Origin of the sequence: Dysgonomonas sp. 25, from assembly GCF_010501075.1 — a bacterium.
GTDB lineage: Bacteria > Bacteroidota > Bacteroidia > Bacteroidales > Dysgonomonadaceae > Dysgonomonas.
This window is the reverse complement of the sequence record NZ_QVMN01000003.1, coordinates 381,946-401,714: the sequence shown is the minus strand read 5'-3', so window position 1 is coordinate 401,714 and position 19,769 is coordinate 381,946. Positions and strand designations below refer to the sequence as shown.

20 protein-coding genes and 1 riboswitch are annotated in these 19,769 nt (G+C 42.9%); of the genes, 10 read left to right on the top strand and 10 right to left on the bottom strand.

All coding sequences use genetic code 11. The features are described from left to right. The first annotated feature begins 22 nt into the window (after positions 1-22). The 6 genes from D0T66_RS07435 to D0T66_RS07410 all read left to right on the top strand — a co-directional run bounded on the left by D0T66_RS07435 (position 23) and on the right by D0T66_RS07410 (position 8,120). Positions 23-2,404 (top strand): tyrosine-protein kinase family protein, encoded by a 2,382-nt coding sequence (locus tag D0T66_RS07435; protein ID WP_163356620.1) that lies wholly within the window; start codon positions 23-25, stop codon positions 2,402-2,404. A gap of 29 nt (positions 2,405-2,433) precedes the next feature. Then, positions 2,434-3,468 carry a UDP-glucose 4-epimerase GalE gene (galE, locus tag D0T66_RS07430; protein ID WP_163356619.1) on the top strand — a complete coding sequence of 345 codons (1,035 nt, stop codon included), beginning with the start codon at positions 2,434-2,436 and terminating at the stop codon, positions 3,466-3,468. Between the two features lie 144 nt (positions 3,469-3,612). Continuing rightward, complete coding sequence (locus D0T66_RS07425) at positions 3,613-3,954, top strand: hypothetical protein (RefSeq protein WP_163356618.1); 342 nt, start codon at positions 3,613-3,615, stop codon at positions 3,952-3,954. Further along, positions 3,947-4,612 carry a nucleotidyl transferase AbiEii/AbiGii toxin family protein gene (locus D0T66_RS07420; RefSeq protein WP_163356617.1) on the top strand — a complete coding sequence of 222 codons (666 nt, stop codon included), beginning with the start codon at positions 3,947-3,949 and terminating at the stop codon, positions 4,610-4,612. The genes D0T66_RS07425 and D0T66_RS07420 overlap by 8 nt, the downstream gene beginning before the upstream one ends. A 65-nt stretch (positions 4,613-4,677) precedes the next feature. After that, a riboswitch (cobalamin riboswitch) is annotated at positions 4,678-4,915 on the top strand. 32 nt (positions 4,916-4,947) lie between these two features. Beyond that, a complete protein-coding gene (locus D0T66_RS07415) occupies positions 4,948-6,990 on the top strand; it encodes a TonB-dependent receptor (RefSeq protein ID WP_163356616.1) in 2,043 nt (680 codons plus the stop codon). After that, the gene (locus tag D0T66_RS07410; protein ID WP_163356615.1) at positions 6,987-8,120 is read left to right on the top strand and encodes a YncE family protein; all 1,134 of its coding nucleotides are present in this window, start codon (positions 6,987-6,989) and stop codon (positions 8,118-8,120) included. The genes D0T66_RS07415 and D0T66_RS07410 overlap by 4 nt, the downstream gene beginning before the upstream one ends. Here the strand turns inward: D0T66_RS07410 and D0T66_RS07405 are convergent, their stop codons facing one another. From D0T66_RS07405 to D0T66_RS07395, 3 genes are all read right to left on the bottom strand, one after another. Next, positions 8,121-8,945: an endonuclease VIII gene (locus tag D0T66_RS07405; protein WP_163356614.1), complete on the bottom strand. Its 825-nt coding sequence runs from the start codon at positions 8,943-8,945 to the stop codon at positions 8,121-8,123. It abuts the gene before it with no gap. A gap of 7 nt (positions 8,946-8,952) precedes the next feature. Continuing rightward, on the bottom strand, positions 8,953-9,360 hold the full coding sequence (locus D0T66_RS07400; protein ID WP_163356613.1) for a GNAT family N-acetyltransferase: 408 nt from the start codon (positions 9,358-9,360) through the stop codon (positions 8,953-8,955). Between the two features lie 104 nt (positions 9,361-9,464). Then, entirely contained in the window at positions 9,465-10,238 is a 774-nt protein-coding gene (locus tag D0T66_RS07395) for a class I SAM-dependent methyltransferase (protein WP_163356612.1), read from the bottom strand. A gap of 429 nt (positions 10,239-10,667) precedes the next feature. Here D0T66_RS07395 and D0T66_RS07390 point away from each other — a divergent pair, with 429 nt between their 5' ends. Next, positions 10,668-11,555, top strand: coding sequence for a DNA-binding protein (locus D0T66_RS07390; RefSeq protein ID WP_163356611.1), 888 nt, complete (start codon positions 10,668-10,670; stop codon positions 11,553-11,555). A 64-nt stretch (positions 11,556-11,619) separates the two neighbouring features. Here the strand turns inward: D0T66_RS07390 and D0T66_RS07385 are convergent, their stop codons facing one another. From D0T66_RS07385 to D0T66_RS07355, 7 genes are all read right to left on the bottom strand, one after another. After that, a complete protein-coding gene (locus D0T66_RS07385) occupies positions 11,620-12,309 on the bottom strand; it encodes an epoxyqueuosine reductase (protein WP_163356610.1) in 690 nt (229 codons plus the stop codon). Positions 12,310-12,601: 292 nt separating this feature from the next. Further along, positions 12,602-13,354: a VOC family protein gene (locus D0T66_RS07380; protein WP_163356609.1), complete on the bottom strand. Its 753-nt coding sequence runs from the start codon at positions 13,352-13,354 to the stop codon at positions 12,602-12,604. Between the two features lie 4 nt (positions 13,355-13,358). Further along, a complete protein-coding gene (locus D0T66_RS07375; protein WP_163356608.1) occupies positions 13,359-13,766 on the bottom strand; it encodes a VOC family protein in 408 nt (135 codons plus the stop codon). Positions 13,767-13,840: 74 nt separating this feature from the next. After that, complete coding sequence (locus D0T66_RS07370; protein ID WP_163356607.1) at positions 13,841-14,734, bottom strand: radical SAM protein; 894 nt, start codon at positions 14,732-14,734, stop codon at positions 13,841-13,843. 10 nt (positions 14,735-14,744) lie between these two features. After that, complete coding sequence (locus D0T66_RS07365) at positions 14,745-15,500, bottom strand: helix-turn-helix domain-containing protein (protein ID WP_163356606.1); 756 nt, start codon at positions 15,498-15,500, stop codon at positions 14,745-14,747. A gap of 16 nt (positions 15,501-15,516) precedes the next feature. Then, positions 15,517-16,131 carry a hypothetical protein gene (locus D0T66_RS07360; protein WP_163356605.1) on the bottom strand — a complete coding sequence of 205 codons (615 nt, stop codon included), beginning with the start codon at positions 16,129-16,131 and terminating at the stop codon, positions 15,517-15,519. Between the two features lie 54 nt (positions 16,132-16,185). Then, positions 16,186-18,063, bottom strand: coding sequence for an ABC-F family ATP-binding cassette domain-containing protein (locus tag D0T66_RS07355; RefSeq protein ID WP_163356604.1), 1,878 nt, complete (start codon positions 18,061-18,063; stop codon positions 16,186-16,188). A gap of 112 nt (positions 18,064-18,175) precedes the next feature. Between D0T66_RS07355 and D0T66_RS07350 the strand changes: the two genes are divergently transcribed. Genes D0T66_RS07350 through D0T66_RS07340 form a run of 3 tightly spaced genes read left to right on the top strand, consistent with a single transcriptional unit; the run spans position 18,176 to position 19,455 of the window. Further along, positions 18,176-18,370 (top strand): hypothetical protein, encoded by a 195-nt coding sequence (locus tag D0T66_RS07350; RefSeq protein WP_163356603.1) that lies wholly within the window; start codon positions 18,176-18,178, stop codon positions 18,368-18,370. After that, complete coding sequence (locus D0T66_RS07345) at positions 18,367-18,561, top strand: hypothetical protein (RefSeq protein WP_163356602.1); 195 nt, start codon at positions 18,367-18,369, stop codon at positions 18,559-18,561. The genes D0T66_RS07350 and D0T66_RS07345 overlap by 4 nt, the downstream gene beginning before the upstream one ends. Positions 18,562-18,609: 48 nt before the next feature. Continuing rightward, positions 18,610-19,455 carry a hypothetical protein gene (locus tag D0T66_RS07340; protein WP_163356601.1) on the top strand — a complete coding sequence of 282 codons (846 nt, stop codon included), beginning with the start codon at positions 18,610-18,612 and terminating at the stop codon, positions 19,453-19,455. Positions 19,456-19,769 lie beyond the last annotated feature (314 nt).

Below are 19,769 nucleotides of genomic sequence, written 5' to 3'. Positions count from 1 at the left end.
CATTGAAATAACCGGATAGATTATGAGCCAAACAGATAAAAGCCAACTTCCTATAAACGATCCATATTTTGATGACATAAAGGCCAAAACAGGGTTTTCTTTCGACTTTGTTCTCTGGTTCTATCGCATACTCAAATACTGGTATTTATTTGCCATTGCCATTATTACATCTCTTATCTTAGCTAATATAGAAAGTCGGAAAGGTGTAGATACGCATCAGATATCGGCTCTCCTGATGTTGGAAGCCCGCGGAGATGTGAGCCCCGTAGCTGGAGTCGTTCCACTCGGATCGATTATACAAAACACAGCGAATCAACAAATCGTTTTAAAATCGCGCGGTTTGGTAGAACAAACCGTTGAGAACCTTCCGAAAAAGATGTGGATTAACTACTTCCGGAAAACGAGGTTCAAACGGTTCACGATGTATGGCGTCAGCCCGGTAGAAGTGCAAACGGTAGAACTGACCAACGCTGCTTACGTTTATACATACAACATTGCCTACGTCGACAACGACCACTGTCAGGTGTTCTACGAAGAAACAGAATATCACCCTTCCTACTCTATTGTAGTACCGTTCAACAAAGTCATCGACAACGGGAACTTTAAGATTGTACTGAAAAAGACAAAACACTTTGTCCCGGATTTCGATACATTCAGCTTTCAGTTCCTCAACAAGGACCAAATGATCGGAACCTATTACGGGCGTGTCAACAGCAAATTGGTAAACGAGAAGGCTACAGCATTAGACATTGCCATGATAGGACAAGAATGGTCGAAAGATATCGATTATCTGACAGCATTCCTCGACGAGTTCCAGAACTACAACCTCTCGTTGAAAAACTCGCAGGCTACGCTTACGATCGATTTTATCGACAAACAGCTCGTCATAATAAACGATTCGCTCGAAAACTCGAGAATTGCATTAGATCGCTTTCAACGAGAGACGGGTGTATATGCTATAAGTACACCGACACTCAGAGATGAAGTGCGCGAAGCCGACAAAGAAATAGAAAAACTCAGGCTCCGGGAAAAAGCTATCCTGATCGTAGCTGACAGATTAGCCACTGCAATCAGAGATAACACAGAAATGATAGATCCCCAGATGTTTGGATTGGAAGAACCGACCCTTTCGGCAAACGTAAAAGCATATAACGCCGCACTAAAAAGTGCCCAATATGTGGGAGTAAAAAGCCCCACTTTCGAGAGAGTAGCTTCGGCACTGAACGAACAACGCAGATTGCTACTCACCGAAATGCAGCAAATCGTTGCAAGAAACGAAAAAGAAAAAGAGCAAATGCGGGTAGATTACATGGAGACAGAAAACGAAATAGAAAATCTTCCGCCCCTCGAACGCCAGCTCGTAAAATATCAACGTGTATATGCGCTCAACGAAATGTATCAACGTTTCTTGACTCAGCGTAAATACGAAGCACAAATACAAAAAGCATCCAACACTTCCGACAACTTCGTCCTCGAATGGCCAAGAAGAATAAGCACTACAAGCAGTGGAGGCTCCGCAGACTACCTGAGTTATCTGATAATAGGTATCCTGATCCCGCTTATATTTGTCATTTTGAAAGAGGAAGTGCTGAATTTCACGATATCCTCCAAAGAAGAATGTGAGCGATTGTCAGGCTATCCGGTAATCGGGACAATAGAAAACGTATCTAAGAAATTAGGCAAAGGCGTCACACTTGTCAAGAACTATCCGAAGTCAAGTTTTGCCGAATCGTTCCGTAATATGCGGGTACGTATAGAATACATGGCGCGGAAAGAGAATCATATAACCATATTGATTACTTCGACCGAGCCGGCGGATGGTAAAACATTCATTGCAACCAATATTGCATCGGTGTACCAATTGCTCGGCAAGAAGGTCATAATAGTCGACTTGGACTTGAGGCGTCCATCAGTGGCCAAAACGCTGCAAATACCAAATAACAAAGGGGTATCCAACTACCTGATAGGACAAGTTACCCTCGACGAGATTATTGTATCCAACCCAAGTTACGGATTCGATATTATCACGGCAGGAACGTTACCTCCAAACCCGAGCGAGTTGATACGTACCGAAAAAACACGCGAACTCATCAAACATCTGCAATCCGTCTACGACTATGTCATCATCGACTGTAGCCCCGTAGGATTGGTATCGGATGCGTATATATTAGGTAAAATCGTCGATACATCCCTGTTTGTCGTACGCCGTGCCAAGACAAGTAAATCTTTCTTCAAGAGCGTTATCACACAGGTGCGTACCGATGGCATCGAAAATGTAGCTCTCGTATTCAACGACGTGAAAGGACGCGAAGGATATTACGGAACATCCCGTTACTACGGCGACCGGACATATTACCTGAGGAAGAAGAGCTCATATTATCACGACGACTATTTCGAAGACTAAAACTAAAACCCTATAACTATTAATTGAGAATGAAAGGAAAAATATTAGTAACCGGAGGAGCCGGATTCATCGGATCGCATACTGCTGTCGAACTGCAAAATGCCGGATACGAAGTGATCATTATCGATGACCTCTCCAATTCGAGCGAAGACATGATTGACGGAATCGAACGCATTACAGGCAAAAGACCTGTTTTCGAGAAGCTCGATTGCAACGACATGGAAGGACTGAAAAAACTGTTCGAAACGCATAAAGGCATTAACGGGATTATCCATTTTGCTGCAAGCAAAGCGGTAGGAGAATCGGTGCAAAAGCCGCTTTTGTACTACAAAAACAACTTACTGTCACTCATCAACTTACTCGAATTGATGCCACAGTATAATATTCCGAATATTGTATTCTCCTCATCTTGTACAGTATACGGCGAACCGGATAAAAATCCGATAGACGAAACGGCTCCTGTGAAACCTGCCGAATCGCCTTATGGAAATACAAAGCAAATCAACGAAGAAATCATCCGCGACACAGTTAAATCAGGCGCACCTATAAAAAGTATTATCCTCCGCTATTTCAATCCGATAGGAGCGCATCCATCGGCAGAAATCGGAGAATTACCGAACGGTGTTCCGCAAAACCTCATACCATATATCACACAAACGGCTATGGGAATACGCGAACAATTGAGCGTTTTCGGCGACGATTACAATACGCCTGACGGCTCTTGTGTCCGCGACTTTATCAATGTAGTAGATTTGGCCAAGGCGCATGTTGTCGCCCTCGACCGCATGCTCGAAAACAAATCGGACGATAAAGTAGAAATCTTCAACCTCGGAACAGGGAACGGGGTATCTGTTCTCCAACTTATCAATACATTCGAGAAAGTAACCGGCGTAAAGCTTAACTACAAAATAGTAGGACGCCGCGCAGGAGACATCGAAAAGATATGGGCCGAGCCATACAAAGCAAACCATGTATTAGGCTGGACTGCTAAGGAATCGCTGGACGATACACTGGCTTCGGCATGGAAATGGCAATTGAAACTACGCGAGAAAGGAATTATGTAAAAAATAAATCTTTGATCATAAAATAAACGGAGCCGGGGACTAATTCTCAGCTCCGTTTCTTTTTATCCCGGACGATAATGATCTGCAAAAACGTCAAATAAATCGAGTTTAAACAATAATCATTATCTTTGAGTTATAATAGATATGGAAAAGAAAGCTCAAATAAAAAAACAATTGGAGAAAAAGCTATTTGATGCAAATGCTTTTTGGTCTTATAACAAAGATTCCTGTAAGAACTTATCTGACTGGGATTTAATAAAATTTGTGCTTATCAACCTTGATATTGAGGATATAAACCACCTGTTCGAAATATATCCTAAAAGTAAAATAAAAGAAGTGTGGCTAAAGGAATTAGTTCCACAAGGCGACTTTCTTAAATCAATGAATATATGTTTTGCAATCATATATTTCGACATAAAAAAGCCATTGCAATACCTCCGCTCGATGGAAACAAGACACTTCAATAAAATTGCAAATTATGGATAAAGCCCTTGTCGAAAGAACTCTTAAAGTCATAAAGGCTGTCTCTGAATGGGACTCTATAAAGCCCTATATACTTGTTGGAGGAACAGCTTTGTCTTTACAATTAGCACATCGGTTGAGTGAAGATCTGGACTTTATGCGCTGGCAAAATGTCAAAAACGAAAAAATGGGAATTAATATAGGGGCTATATTAGCTGATATTAAGAAACATGGCCATACATTGGAATCCCAGGATATATATGAAGCAAATCACTATGTTATTGGCATAGATGGAGGTGTGAAAATCTCCTTTTATGCCCCCGAGAAAAGACCTCCTAAATTATCCACAAAGAAATATTTAAACAATATCGTCTTGGCGGACGAGGATACAATCGCATCTCTCAAGATGGAAACCTTGATGAGGAGAACCTTTTTCAGAGATTATTATGACCTATATTGTATCTTAAGAAAAAAGAGCCCGGAGCAAATCAAAAGTATCATAGACAATGCGCTGAAATACTCGGGACACCAACTTAAAAGCAAAAATCTAATCGGGATTTTAGCCAATTCCGAACGGTTTAATAACGACTCGTCATTCGAAGAACTTGAACCCAAATACAAAATTACAGCTAAAGAAATACAGGCTTTTATGATTGAAAAGGTGAAAGCAGTATTTGATTAACTGTCATTTTAAGCCATTTGTTGGATAATCAATTCTGTAACCACTTATATCAAATAAAATGTATATCTTTGCACGCAGATTTTGGTGTTACGATTCGGCATTGCCCGATAGTAATGAAAAGGGAATCAGGTGCAAATCCTGAACAGACCCGCTGCTGTAAGCTCTTTACCAAACGATTGTATAAATCTCAGGCCACCGTTAAATAAGCTGTTAGCTGATAGCTGTTAGTAAAAAGCTAATAAAATGGGAAGGCAATACAATCGGGAGTAAGTCAGAAGACCTGCCAAAATAAGTTATAATCGAAAAGCTTTCGGGTTTTATTAAAAAAGCTTGACATGTCTTTACTGAAAAAAAGTGTTTTATTCTTCCTTTGTTTGTTGCTGCCCTCGTATGTCGCAGCCCAAACTTCTATCGATAGCCTGCAGGAACTGAAGGCTGTTATTATCACAGCCAAGCCTTTCACCGAAGTCATTCCTGTGCAATCCTTATCCGGTCAGAAATTAGAGCGGATGAACAGCCTGTCGGTAGCCGACGCCTTGCGCTATTTTGCCGGAGTACAGGTAAAAGATTACGGCGGATTGGGTGGATTGAAAACAATAGACGTCCGCAATATGGGAACACACCATATAGGCAACTTCTACGATGGCATCGAAATTGGGAATGCCCAGAATGGCGTGGTCGATATGGGACGCTTTTCGCTCGACGATATGGAGTCTATCTCCCTCTACAACGGGCAAAAAAGCGAGATTTTTCAATCGGCAAAAGAATTTATGTCCGCTTCCACCGTCTACATGTGGTCGAAGAAACCCAAATTCAAAGAAGGCAAGAATACGAACCTCACACTCCGCTACCGCACCATGTCTATCGACTACATCAACCCTTCTCTGCGATTGGAGCAGAAGCTAAGCGATAAAGTCAGCATGAATGTCAGTGGAGAATACCAAAAATCCAACGGACGGTACAAATACCATTACAAACGTGTATTCCCCGATGGCAGCACAGCCTATGATACCACCGCCATCCGAAAGAACAGCGACATAGAAGCCTTCCGTATCGAAACAGGCGTTTACGGACAAATAACCGACGGCAGCTGGTATGCCAAGCTCTATTACTACGATTCCGACCGTGGTTCACCCGGGGCCATCGTCGCCGGAAAATTCTCCGACGGCTACCGGCAATCCGACAGAAGCTTCTTCGCACAAGGACGCTTAACAAAAGACATCGACGAGAAATACCATTTGCAGGTAAAAGGTAAATTCTCCTTCGACTACCTGCACTATCTCGCGCAAGACACAACAGAAGTCAATAACGAAGGAGCGAAAGAATCCCTCTGGTCGAACGACCGCTATTATCAGCAGGAGGCTTACCTGTCAGTCATCAACCTCTACAATATCAACTCGTGGTGGGATGTGTCGCTGTCGGCCGACTATCAATGGAACAAACTGAACGGCACACGCAAATACATCAAGACCAAGTTCCCCTACCCTCGCCGGAATTCTATCGTAGCCTCGTTGGCTACCTCTGTCGATTTGGGCAAGGTGAAAGCGATGGCAAGTATCGTAGGCAATTATATAGACGAATCGGTGAAAGACGATACCAAAACCGAAAACAAAAGGGTGGTTACTCCTGCCGCATTTATCGGCTACAAACCTTTCGAGGATTATGACTTCAATCTGCGGGCTTTTGCCAAACGCTCGTTCCGTATGCCTACATTCAACGATATGTATTATGCACAGGTAGGCTCGTCTACATTGAAGCCCGAATATATGAATCAATACAATATCGGTTTTACCTATGCGCGGCAATTCAACAATTCGCCTTTTTTCGACAGCTTCACATTGCAAGCCGATGCCTATATCACCCGCACCAAAGACAAAATAATAGCATCGCCCACAGGAAGCCTCTTCCGCTGGATGATGTCGAACACGGGAAAGGTAAAAGGACGCGGAATAGAAACCGTTGCCAATATAGGGATGCACGTAGGAAAAGTGAAATTGGCGACAAACCTCTCTTACACCTATTCCAGTGCAAGGGATTATTCCAATAAATGGCTGACATCCTATGGCGACCAGATTCCTTACACGCCATGGCATAGCGGATCGGCCGTGTTGAATACGACGTACAAAACATGGGACTTGAATTATAGCTTTATCTATGTAGGCAAGCGATACAACGGAGGGGTTAACAATATCCCTGTCAACCGCGTACAGCCTTGGTACACACACGATATATCATTACAAAAGAAATTCCATATCAACGACATAGCGGCAAAGGTATCCGTCGAAGTGAACAACCTTCTGGCACAGGACTATGAGGTTATCTATAACTATCCCATGCCTTTGCGGACATTCCGTTTTACTTTTAGCATAGACTTATGAAACAGTTAATCCTACTATTATCGGCAATCGTACTATTATTCGCTTCGTGCCGCGAAGACGAGGTTATCTTTCCTTCGCATGCCACGGCAGTGACCGAACCCGAATTGGATGGAGAGATAGAAGGTTTCTATCTGCTCAACGAAGGCAATATGGGTATGAACCGCGCCAGCATCGACTTTTTCAACAGCCGACAGGGAACCTATACAGTAGACATCTATTCCGAACGCAACCCGACAGTGGTAAAAGAATTGGGCGATGTAGGCAACGACCTGAAGATATACGGCGACAAGTTGTGGGCAGTTATCAATTGCTCGAACAAGATAGAGGTGATGAACAAGTGGACGGCTCAACGAGTGGCAACGATAGAAGTACCCAACTGCCGCTATCTGGCTTTTCACGACGGCAAAGCCTATATCAGTTCCTACGCCGGGCCGGTAAGCATCGATCCCGATGCCGATCAGGGTTTTGTAGCCGAAATAGATACCCGGACATTTCAGATTACGAGAAAAGTACAGGTGGGCTATCAGCCCGAAGAAATGATTATACACAACGGCAAACTATATGTCGCCAATTCGGGGGGATATCGCGTACCCAACTACGACCGCACCATATCGGTTATCGATCTGGCATCGTTCACCGAGATAAAAAAGATAGATGTAGCCATCAACCTACACCGGATGGCGATCGACAGCCGCGGCGATATTTATGTGTCATCGCGTGGCGACCACCGCAAAGTACCCGCCTCGCTACACGTGATAGACAGCAATACGGACGATGTGAAACAGCATCTGGACATTCCTGTCAGCGAGATGTGTATGGTAGGCGATTCGCTCTATTATTACAGCGTTGGCTGGAGCGATATAACCCAGACAAATAACGTGACTTACGGTATCTTGGATACGCGTGACAAGACGGTTATCTCGGACAAAATCATTACCGACGGTAGCGACAGCAACATTATGATTCCTTACGGGCTTGCCGTGCATCCCGAGACGAAGGATATTTACATTACCGATGCCCAGAATTATATTGTCACAGGGCTTATCTATTGCTTCGACAAAGAGGGTAAGCTGAAATGGCGTACGACGGCAGGGAATATCCCTTCCAATATAGCCTTTGTGTACAGGTAGTTATAGAGGTTGGCACGAAGGACAATAATAGACCGAACCTCCCAGATAAGCCTCTTTTATGATTTCATCGCCACAATTCGGGCAAGGTTCTTTATACGTATTTTTGGAAAGAATACATTTATAGCCTCCTTTATTTCCATAAAAATCTTTTTCCGTGTCGCGTCCGCCTTTATCGGTCATACTCCGCAGCGTATGCCTCAGGCAATGAAACAAGTCGCCTCGCTGCATATCGTCGATAGTAGCGATCTTTCTTTTAGGGTTCAATCCCGCAAGAAACAGTATATCCTGCAAAACACCATTACCCAATCCCGGTATACGCTGTTCGGTTGCCAGCAAAGCTTTTATCGAAAGATTCTGTTTGGCATTGGCAAATAGCTGTTGGAAATAGGCTTCGTCGAAAGCATCGTCTAAGGGAATCAATTTCGTCAGACTCCCCTGATAATAAGGATTATCGAGATCTTTTTCGAAAGCATAAATCGCACCATACATCGAAACGGTAAAAGCCAAAAAACTCTTGTCATCGAATTCTATCAACAACTGGTGCTTTGCCGGATGCTTCTGGGATGGCGGATAATAATTCATATTTGTCCCGTATGCGATGGAGATATGAACATCCGAATCGCAATGCATCGTTACAAATTCATTATGCCCTACAACAGATTCGATTTGCCTTCCGGCAAGCAGCTTGGCATAGTGAATAGGATCGCCGTTGTACCACGTGAATTTGTGCGGGCTGGTAGCTTGATAGACGTTGGCGATAACCTTTCCGGCAAGAATGCTTTGCGCCTGACGGGCAAGTGTGATAGATTCAGGTATTTCGATCATAGTTGCATCATGTCCAAAGGGAAGTTATAAACATCGGCACTTTATCGTCGCCGGCAGTTTTGAAGCCCGTACGTTCGTAGAAGCCGACTTCTTTTTCGTAAGCTATCAGTACAACGCGAAGGTAGTCTTTGTATTTTTCAGTCACCATGCCGACCAGTTCTTTGCCAATGTGCTTATGCTGGTAATCGGGATGGATGAGCAAATAATGTACATAAGCTGTCATAATGCTATCGTCCAACGCCATGATCAAGCCGACTAATTTGTCACCGTCCCAAGCCGTAAAAACCGCTCCGGCATTACGCATAGCAACTACAAGTTTCTCGGGATAATGCCCCGACGACCACTCAACAGACAGGAATAATTCCTGCAAATCCTTCGCCTCAAATACCTGGGTATCTTTATAAGTTATATTCATTGTCTCTTTTTTTCTATAAAAGTATATTTTTTGCCGGATAAAAAGTAACTGAGAGAAGAAAAATCTTCTCTCAGCTTTAATCAGGTCTATCTTATTGAATCGGATTAGATTTTCTTACCGATGTAAAATACATAGCCGTAATACTCCTTGTATTTATAATACAATTGAGTTTCGTGGCGCTGGCTGTCAATCAAATCGATAGCCATTCGGTTTCCTGCATATTTCTTGAGGAAAGCCTCTTGTACAGGAGGTTGCGGAGCATAAAAATGCTCTGTCCATGTATTTTCGGGAAGAACAAACGTCGCCACAGGTATATAGCCTGCCTGCTGCATTTGTGCCACTTTCACCGGAATGGTATCTATTTCGGGATAAGACTCGTTCCAGAAATCAAAAATTTCCTTCGGGCGCTCTTCTGTGAACCACGTCGCCTCCGTAACGGCGATATAACCTCCTGTTTTGAGGTATTTGCGCCACTCGTTCAAGCCGCGTTCGTAACCGACATTATAGATAGCCCCTTCGGACCAGATGAGGTCTAACGATTCCTCTTCGAAAGACAAATCGTTCATATCTCCCACGATACCTTTCACGCGGTTGTCGAAATGGTGTTCCTGCATCTGATGGTTGAAAATATCGATAAACTTGGAAAAGAAATCTATCGCTGTTATCTGACCTTCGGTATTTTCGGCCAAAACAAGCGTCTGACCGCCCGTTCCGCAGCCTATATCGGCAATCTTCGCGTCCGGCGTGAGGTTATCTATAAAACTCAATGCTTTACGAGTTATTTCAGGGCTGCCGGGACCTTGACGTTCGAGGCCGGAAAAATATTCGCAAATAAGGTTAAAGTCGAAGTCGTGTATAGTTTTAATTTCGTTACTCATGATTTCTAATTTTTAAATTGTTGGGGTTGCCATGTCGCACCATTGAGAGATCCCTCCCATGCCGAGCACAACAACGTATTTTTAATAAATTATAATGATTATGCCCCGAAGAGAGCTCTTCGAGTAAAAAACAAAAGGATAATCTGCAACAGGTGTTACAAATTATTTACCCAACCAAATCCTTCTTAACTTTAAACATAAGCGATTTTTACAAATGCAAATATAGCGAAAGCCGAGTGCAATCAAGCTTGCTTGTAATTGCCGAGGCGCATCCTATATTCTGCAAATATAAATAATTATTCCATACCTATTCATTTTTCTAATGAAATTTATCATTCGCCATGAAGAACTTGCCTATATCGGCAAAAATATGTATATTTAATACTCATTTTAAACAATTCTTGCCGATAACAGCAATTTATTAGGGTTATGCGATATCTATCAGTCAGTCAGTTTGCACAGAAATGGGGTGTACCGGAAAGGACTATCCGCAACTACTGTGCGACAGGAAGAATAAAAGGAGCTTTCTTAACAGGTAAAACATGGAATATACCCGAAGATGCCCTTCTGCCACAAAAGAGCCACTCTCGATTCAGTGATAATCCCTTGCTCAATATCCTTAAAGAGCAGAAGGATATGAAGCTGAAAGGAGGTATCTACCATCGTACTCAAATCGACTTAACCTACAACTCCAACCGCATCGAAGGTAGTAAACTAACGGAAGAACAAACCCGCTATATCTTTGAAACAAATACAATAGGAGTAACCAATGAAACTATTAACGTGGATGATATAATCGAAACATCCAACCACTTCCGTTGTATCGACTTGATTATCGAAAAGGCAAAGTCAAAACTTACCGAATCGTTTATAAAAGAGTTACACTATATACTCAAATCCAGCACTTCGGATAGCCGAAAAGATTGGTTCAGGGTAGGCGATTATAAGAAACTACCTAACGAAGTGGGAGGAACGGAGACGTCTCCGCCTGAGGAAGTTCAAAATAGGATGAAGGAATTACTCAACAATTATCATTCTCGAAAAAATAAGACGATTGAGGATATAATTGAGTTTCATTATCAATTTGAGTGTATACACCCATTTCAGGACGGTAACGGGCGTGTAGGCCGCCTCATTATATTTAAAGAATGTCTGGCTAACAACCTAATACCTTTTATCATTGATGAAGATTTGAAATGGTTTTATTATCGCGGATTGCAGGAGTGGGAAAAAGTACATGGTTATCTGATTGATACTTGCCTGACTGCCCAAGATAAGTATAAAGACATACTCAACTATTTCAAGATCGCAACTTAATAGAGGATATAGAATGATATCACAACAGGAGGCCTTCCGCCTCCTGCTATAACCAGCTTTCAAATTACATGTCCTTTATATGAGTTTTCGTAAACGGGCAATGAGCCAGACATTTGAGACAACAATAACAGTTGTGTACATCAACCAATTCTTCCCTTGCCGTCCCCACTTTCCAGCTATTTCCCTTAATTGCCTGCGTAGGACAGATATTCCGGCAGATAACACACTTCCCGCATTTCGATTCTTCCGGCTTATGCAAAACCGTTTTTAGCGGCGCATCTGTCAGCACGGAGCACATACAGAATGCGCTGCCGTAATCGGCGGTTATCAGCAAATTAGCATTTCCTATCCAGCCTAATCCGGCATAAACGGCAATCGTTTTATGTGGCAATGGAGTTCTTTTTTCAGCCACATTGTAAGTTCCCGATTTCTCTATCCCTTCTTCCGATTGGGAAAAAGCCGAATAGCCTTTATCCGAAAGATAGGCTGCAATATGATCGGCCATTTGGTCGGCTTTCTTTTCTTTGAGGCAAAACTCATCCAGATGCAATTGATTATTTTCGAACAGATTCTTGACATAGTCGGGATTGTCGATCAGGTTTTTCACATAAGGGAGGGATAAGGGAAGCCCCAACAGAATAGCAACAGGATAGCCCCTGTTCTGTTCGGCAGACAGATGGGATATATCTACATAATGTACAAACTCGGCACCAAGGGATTCTAATTCTCTTTTTATATTGTTTTCTAAAGACATAATATTCTTATTTATGATGTTTATATAGGCACATGACTCCTGCATATACAGCGAATGTCATGAACGGTTTTGATAAAATATAATAATGGAAATACATTCAGGTGCTCACCCGAATGCAACAATATCAGTCTACAGGAATGCAGACCAATATTAAGCGCCTATATATAAGAGAATTCTTCTCAATGCACAGTTTGTTGATTCGACTACGAAATTAAATAAAATATCCGATAAACAAAACACAGAAGCTCTGTTTTTCGGAGCTTCTGTGCTATACAACATATTTTCAAGTTTGTTACGAATCCTTTTTGTAATCGGTGAAGCCAAGGCGATTTCCGGATGGATCTTCAAGTTCTACCGCCCATCCTGTACGAATGGCAAATGGCTCTGTAAGGAAGCGGACACCCTTATTCTGCATGTCAGCATAGAGCGCTTTCACGTCCTCCACCTCAATCCATACGGTAGGTTTTGCGTCCGGAAATTTCTTCTTGTCTTTGAGTATTATAGCAGGCTCTTCCGCGCCCACACGGAAAGCAACCATCCCTTGTTCCTCGAATTCGAATTTCTTTTCCAGCCCTAATGTCTCTGCATAAAAGCGTTTGCTCGCTTCGTAGTCGTCGACAGGGAAAAAGAAGTTATCGTAATTTTTGATTGCAGCATCATTCGCATCTTCCGTAATCGTCAGGATGTAGCCATTGTTATCATACATCGCAAATTCATCCGCACCGTAAAAGGTTTTGTGCATTTCTTTTGCCAGATAGGCAGTATCTTTCACCTTCCGGTACAATTCCTGCATACCCTTCATCTTCACGTAAAACGTCTGGGTAGCTGTGATGCTACGACCTTGCAAATGCGGATATTCTTCCAAGAGGTTCTTCATCTCCTGAAACATAATGCTGACATCGCCCGAAACGACCATCGCCCACTGAAGCGTCCCTGTTTCGGGAACACTCATCACCAGCTGAAAGCCTAACACTTCGGTATAGAAGCGTACTGTCTCATCTACACTCTTTACCCCTATATTGGGAGATAACGATTGATATTTCATAGGTTTATGCTTTTAGAGCATCTTTATATTTTTCTGCCATCTCGCGCGGGGAGTAGATGTACAGAATATTGCCTATCGGATCTGCTACCGTGAAAGAACGATCGCCCCATTCATGGTCGGCAATAGCATCCAGGATAGCAATATCGGTCTGTTTCAACTTGTTATATTCGGCATCTACATCGTCGACCATCAGATTGAGTGTTACACCGCCTGCCGCTTCTTTAGGATCCATATCGCAAGGGGGCGCCATGAAAGATAAGAAAATATAAGGATTAACCTCGCTATCGAAATGGATGGTTACATACCAGTCGCAGTCGAAGGTAACTTTTACATCGAAGTATTTCAGGTAAAACTCCTTACATTCAGCAATTTTGGTAGTATGGAACGTGGTAGATAAATCTTTGAATTTCATAATTATTTTGCTTTATAGTTTAAGCTACAAATATATGCATCGTACATAGTTTTTTTGTGTAAAAAAACGACATTTTACATACCACTGAATAAGTCCGGCTCTCTATACATCTTCTCTTTGATGGCAATGGTATAGCTGCCCGAAAGATTGTATTTCTTCCGCAAACGGTTTACCCTTTCATACAACACATCCTTATATTCTTTGCCCGCCCCTCCTTTTTTGTACAGTTCGCACATCTGCTCATAAATCTGGGGATAATCGGTCTTTATGAATTCGAGGAAGTAAGGGCGCGTTTTCCCTCGTAGATAGAGCGTCCCGGGCAAGGCATAATGCACATTGCTATCTTTCGCACAGGCAAAAAGGCTGTCGATATTCTCCTCCGTATCGGTCAGATAGGGGACGATAGGCATCACATGCAAGCCTACGGAGGCATTCGTTTTGCGGAACTCTTTAAGCATCGCAAAGCGTTTTACGGATTCGCATCCGTTGGGCTCTAATTGCTGACGGACAGATTCGTCCATTGTTGTCACAGTTGCCGCCACATTGATATAAGTGATACGCGACAAGCGGTCTATCAGGTCGTAATCGCGCAATATCAGATCCGACTTGGTAGAGATAATTGCGGGCGTTTTGTATTTGATAAGCAGCTTCAGTATTTCGGGCATCAGCTGATATTCCTGTTCTATAGGCTGGTAGCTGTCCGTCACTCCGCCGATATTGACAATATCGCGTTTCCACGAAGGAGAACGAAGCTCTTTTTCGAGGTGTTCGAGGATGTTCTGCTTGACATATACCCTATCAAAGAAAGCGCCGTCCTTCAGATAGTCGTGCGAATATATAGCATAGCAATACTTGCAGCCATGTTCGCAGCCCCGGTATATATTCAGATCCCATTCGTATGGGACTTTTCGTTTCAGCTTATTCAGGGCAGACGAGCAATCGACCGGTATGTATTGTCTTTCGGGCATATTCTTCTTATCATTGTTCGCGGAAATCGGAGGGTAAACCTCCTTCGAAATCCTTAAAATCTTTTATCAGATGGGCGTGGTCATAGTAGCCACAATCGAAAGCAATCGTATATAAATTTGCTTCGGGATGCTGACGGATATAGTGCCGCGCATGCTTAAACCTCATCACTTTACTAAACATTTTGGGCGAAATGCCTACTGCTGCTTTGAATCGGCGCTGCAATTGCCGCTCGCTAAGGCATGTTGTTTCTGCAACGGCAGCCGTAGAGAGCAGTCCGCCCGATTTCCTTATCAGATCGGTTGCATATATTATCTGCCTGTCCGGCTCGTTGGCAAAGGGTAGTTTAGAGAGCAGGTAGTTATTTATGTATAAAACCCTCTCTCCCATCGACGTTAATCCGGATAAATTATCGTAAAAGCAATTATCGAAAACCATGTTTTCCAACGACATATCCACCCTGCCATTGGTATATTCATAGGCAGGCAAACGGACAAATGCCGCAATAGCTGCCGGACGGAAACGGATACCAAACATCTCGACACGTCCCTGAAAAGGGACTTCAGAGTAGGAAGTCATCGTACCCACCAGATAGGGAGTATTTGCTTTCAACCCATCTTTAGCAGTAGAGGTGAATGTAAAAAGAATATCGATACATCCGTCGGGAGGAATCCGCATCACCTCCTGCCCTTCCACAAAACCATCAGCAACCCAGTATGTTTCGACATAGGGAGCCAATAAGGGATGGGGCGGATGTTCGTAATACATTCAACTAAGATAGGGATTATTGGTAAACTTCGCGCTCGAATTGCGAGTTCTGGTAACATTTGTAAGCATAAAAGATACATCCTCCGGTGATGACAATGCCCAATGCAAGCGAACCCCACACACCAAGCGTTTCGGCTATCCCGATAAATATTGTTTTCAAACCTCTTCTTCCTCCGCTGGCTGTAATTTTTTCGCCGGCTTCGATACCGCTTGCCATAAATACAAGGGAAAAAGATAAGGCAGCAGCAGCAATGGTGTATAAAACGGGCTTAACGAGAACGTTCTTCGTTTTCACAGCTTCGGTGGAATGTTGAAGCTTCGGACATTTCGATAAAATGAAAGCCAACACTTCTTCGAAATCGCTCTTCTTGGCAAAGATGATGGGCGAGACGTCGGTCTTTCCGTTTTCGTTGAAATATACTTGTATGACGTTATCTTCTCTGAGGACATTGATTCGCTCTATCTGAGAGTATTCATACTTATGAACGGTGTCTAACATGCCTTTCTTCTCGGCATTGACTTTTTCCAGAAATGCGTCGAGGTTTCCGTAATCTTCGTCGGTAGCCATCAAGTGTGTGTCTGTAATATAGATATTCTTCAGAATACCTTCTTCCTGATAATACTTTTCCATAGTTCTATAATTTTTTATGTGTGCGTAAAAGTGTATTTTATGATTACAAATATATCAGAAATATTCACTCAATTCCATCCAGCGCATGGTTTTTTCGTCTATTTCGGCTATCAGTTCGCTTATCCGCTGCGACTTGGCTAATAGCTCTTCCGTAGACAATGCACCGCTCGACAATGCTGCTTCGATGGCTGCCTTTTCTTCCTCCAATCGGGGAATAAGTGCATCCAGTTCTTCAAATTCTTTTTTCTCTTTGTAGCTTAGTTTCTTCTTTTCAGTGGGTTGTTGCTTTTTCTCCTCCACGGGTTTTGTGTCTTTCGGTTTGGCTTGTTCGGCCTCTCTCGCCAAAGAGTCCTGTATTTCCTTCCACTCGCGGTAATCGGAATAATTACCCGGAAAGTCTTTTATCTGGGCATTCCCGCTGAAAGCTAACAGGTGATCGACAACTTTATCCATAAAATAGCGATCGTGCGAAACAACAATCACACAGCCTCTGAATTGTTGCAGGTATTCTTCCAATACGTTCAGCGTAACAATGTCGAGGTCGTTCGTAGGCTCGTCCAGCACGAGGAAGTTCGGGTTCTTAATCAACACCGTACACAGGTATAAACGTCGCCTTTCGCCTCCCGAAAGTTTGTAGACAAAGCTGTGTTGCTTCTCCGGAGGGAAGAGAAAATGTTGCAGGAATTGCGAAGCGGTCAGCTTGCTGCCATTGCCCAAATCGATGACTTCGGCTATATTTTGCACGACATCCAAGACCTTCATCTGATCGTCGAATTCCAATCCATCCTGACTGTAATAGCCGAAACGGACTGTTTCGCCGATGTCGAAGCATCCTTTGTCGGGTTGTACCTCGCCCATCAGCATTTTGACGAAGGTCGATTTTCCTGTTCCGTTATTGCCTACAATTCCTAATTTCTCGTAGCGGGCAAAGACATAGTTGAAGTCTTCGAGTATTTTGATGTCGCCAAAGGCTTTATATACATGCTGTGCTTCGAATATCTTATTGCCGATGTACGAACCTTTCATTTGCAGTTGCACATTGCCTGCATCGCGCTGTTGCTGGGCTTTCTTTTCCAGTTCGTAAAAAGCATCTATACGCGATTTGGCTTTCGTTCCGCGCGCTTGTGGCTGGCGGCGCATCCACTCCAATTCTTTACGAAGTAGGTTGTTAGCGCGATCCGTCTCTGCATTCTGTGCATTGACACGCTCTTCGCGTTTTTCGAGATAATAAGAATAATTGCCTTTGTATTGATAGATCTGCTGCTGGTCGATTTCCATGATTTCGGTGCAAACCCGATCGAGGAAATAACGGTCGTGCGTCACCATCAGCAGGCTCAGCCGCGAGCGTTGCAGATACCCTTCGAGCCATTCTACCATATCGAGGTCGAGGTGGTTGGTCGGCTCGTCCAATATAATGAGGTCGGGCTCGGTAATCAGCACGTTGGCAAGCGCCACACGCTTCAACTGCCCACCGGATAGCTCCCCTATTTTTTGGTCGAAATTGGTAATTTTGAGTTGTGCCAGAATTTGCTTCGCACGATGCTCATAATCCCATGCCTGCAAAATATCCATCTGTTGGAGGATAGCATCTAAGCCGTTTTGATCGGTAGAATTTATTACCTGCTCGTAACGGGCGATGAGGTCGGTAATTTCATTGCCGGACTGGAAGCAGGCTTGTATCACGGTCAACTCGGCAGGATATTGCGGATCTTGTTCGAGGTAGGCGATACGCAGGTCGCGGCGGAAAGAGATGTTTCCGGCATCGTACGATTCTTTCCCTGCCAGTATATTCAGCAGGGTTGTTTTTCCCGAACCGTTTTTGGCTATCAGCCCGATGCGTTGCCCTTCGGCAATGCCAAATGAAATATTCCGGAACAGGACTAAATCGCCGAAACTCTTTGTCAATCCCTCTACCTGTAAGTATGATGCCATGCGCTATTCTGCTTTAGGGTAGCAAAGGTAATAATTTTTTGTGCTTCGGTGTGATTTTTCTGTCCCTTGCTACGACTAATAGAATAAAGGATAAACTTAAAAATCTGCGATTATGAAAAAGCTAATAACAAAAACGAAAAAAGAATCAAAGTCTTCAGTGTGTGCAGCAGCAGCTGTAATATTAGGAGTTTGCAATTCAACCATGGATGACAGTCCTCTTCAATATTGTGTTGTGATTGCAGCCGCTATTATGACTTTTTGTACTGTGTTTTTTTATATCAAAGAACTTAAAAATAACAAATCATGAAAAAGCAAGTTGAGAAAAAACAAAAATCGTCGGAATCATCTTTATTACTCGTTGTTGCCATGATGTTTGTTGTCTTTGGTGTAACGATGGATGGTATGGGAGCTCTAAAATACGGATTCTTAATAGGTGGTGTTGTTTTGGCTATTGGTTCTTTTATTCTATCTTTGAAGGAACTAAAGAAGAAAGAGTAGGTATTTGCTGTTCTTTCCTCTATCCGGAAACCTGAATAATACTATACAATGGACTTTAATTTTTCATTCTTCGACCTGTTCGAATACTGGGATGTTCTCAAGCAATACATCAACCCGCTCTCAACCGTAAAATGGGCTATTATCGGCGGAATAATCGGATTTGTTATCCTCGTGGTAGCCGAAATTATCCTGCGCAAAAAAATATTGGTTCGCCGCCGCCATTGGAGTTTGAAGATACTGGCTTATCTCTACATGGTCTTTCTTCCTTTATATGCCGGATTCTGTTTTACTCAATGGTTTGCCTACAACAATGTAGAAAACCAGTTGGTCAACAATATACCGACTTATCTGGGCGACACAAACGAGCTATACGAAAAACATCTGAAAGAATCACTCGAATCGTCTATCTATGCACACTATCTTAAATATACAGGAAATGAATTGATAGACGAAGGTTATGGTTATCTGACAAGTATCGTGAAGGAGAAAATGGATATCGAGGATGCTATCGAAGAAAAAGAAAGAAGCACAATAACCAAAATAAAAGACGAAGCTGTCCTTTTCCTTGTCAGTTCTTACCTGAAAGACAAGATGACGGACAAACTCACTACCACCGTAGACGAGAAGGTGATGCTGAAAGAAGGTATTACCAAAGAATTATTGAGTATTCAGATTCGGGAGATACTCGACACAGGCGTCATCGAAACGATTATGGAAACGCATATCCGTAACATCTTCGGGGGATTGAAATCGAAAGCCATCCTTATGTTTGTGTTGGGACTGGCTATCCCGCTCATCGAAATAATTATAGCGAATATTTTGGATAAAAAGGCGAAAAGAAAAGCATTGGCAACTGAAGGTATAAATGTTATCGATGACAGAATTATTCAATAACTCCAAAGGCTGATGAAAGGAAAATATGCCAGACCGAAAACAAAATGCGCCGCTATCGCATCACTGGCATTTTTGGTTGTAAGCATATTATGCGTATCTTTTCTTTATTCTATTTATTTGGGGGATAACAGTAAGATTAGTATTTTTTGGAATATGCTTTCTATTGCCTTTATGAGTCTTATACCTCCCCTATACCTTGCTGGCATCATACTAATCGTTGTAAGTAAACTGAAAAAGGAATCGCTCATCCTGTGTCCAGTCTTTCTTTGCATCCTATGTGTTGTAAACCTTTTCTTTTTTTACTTCCTGCCTGT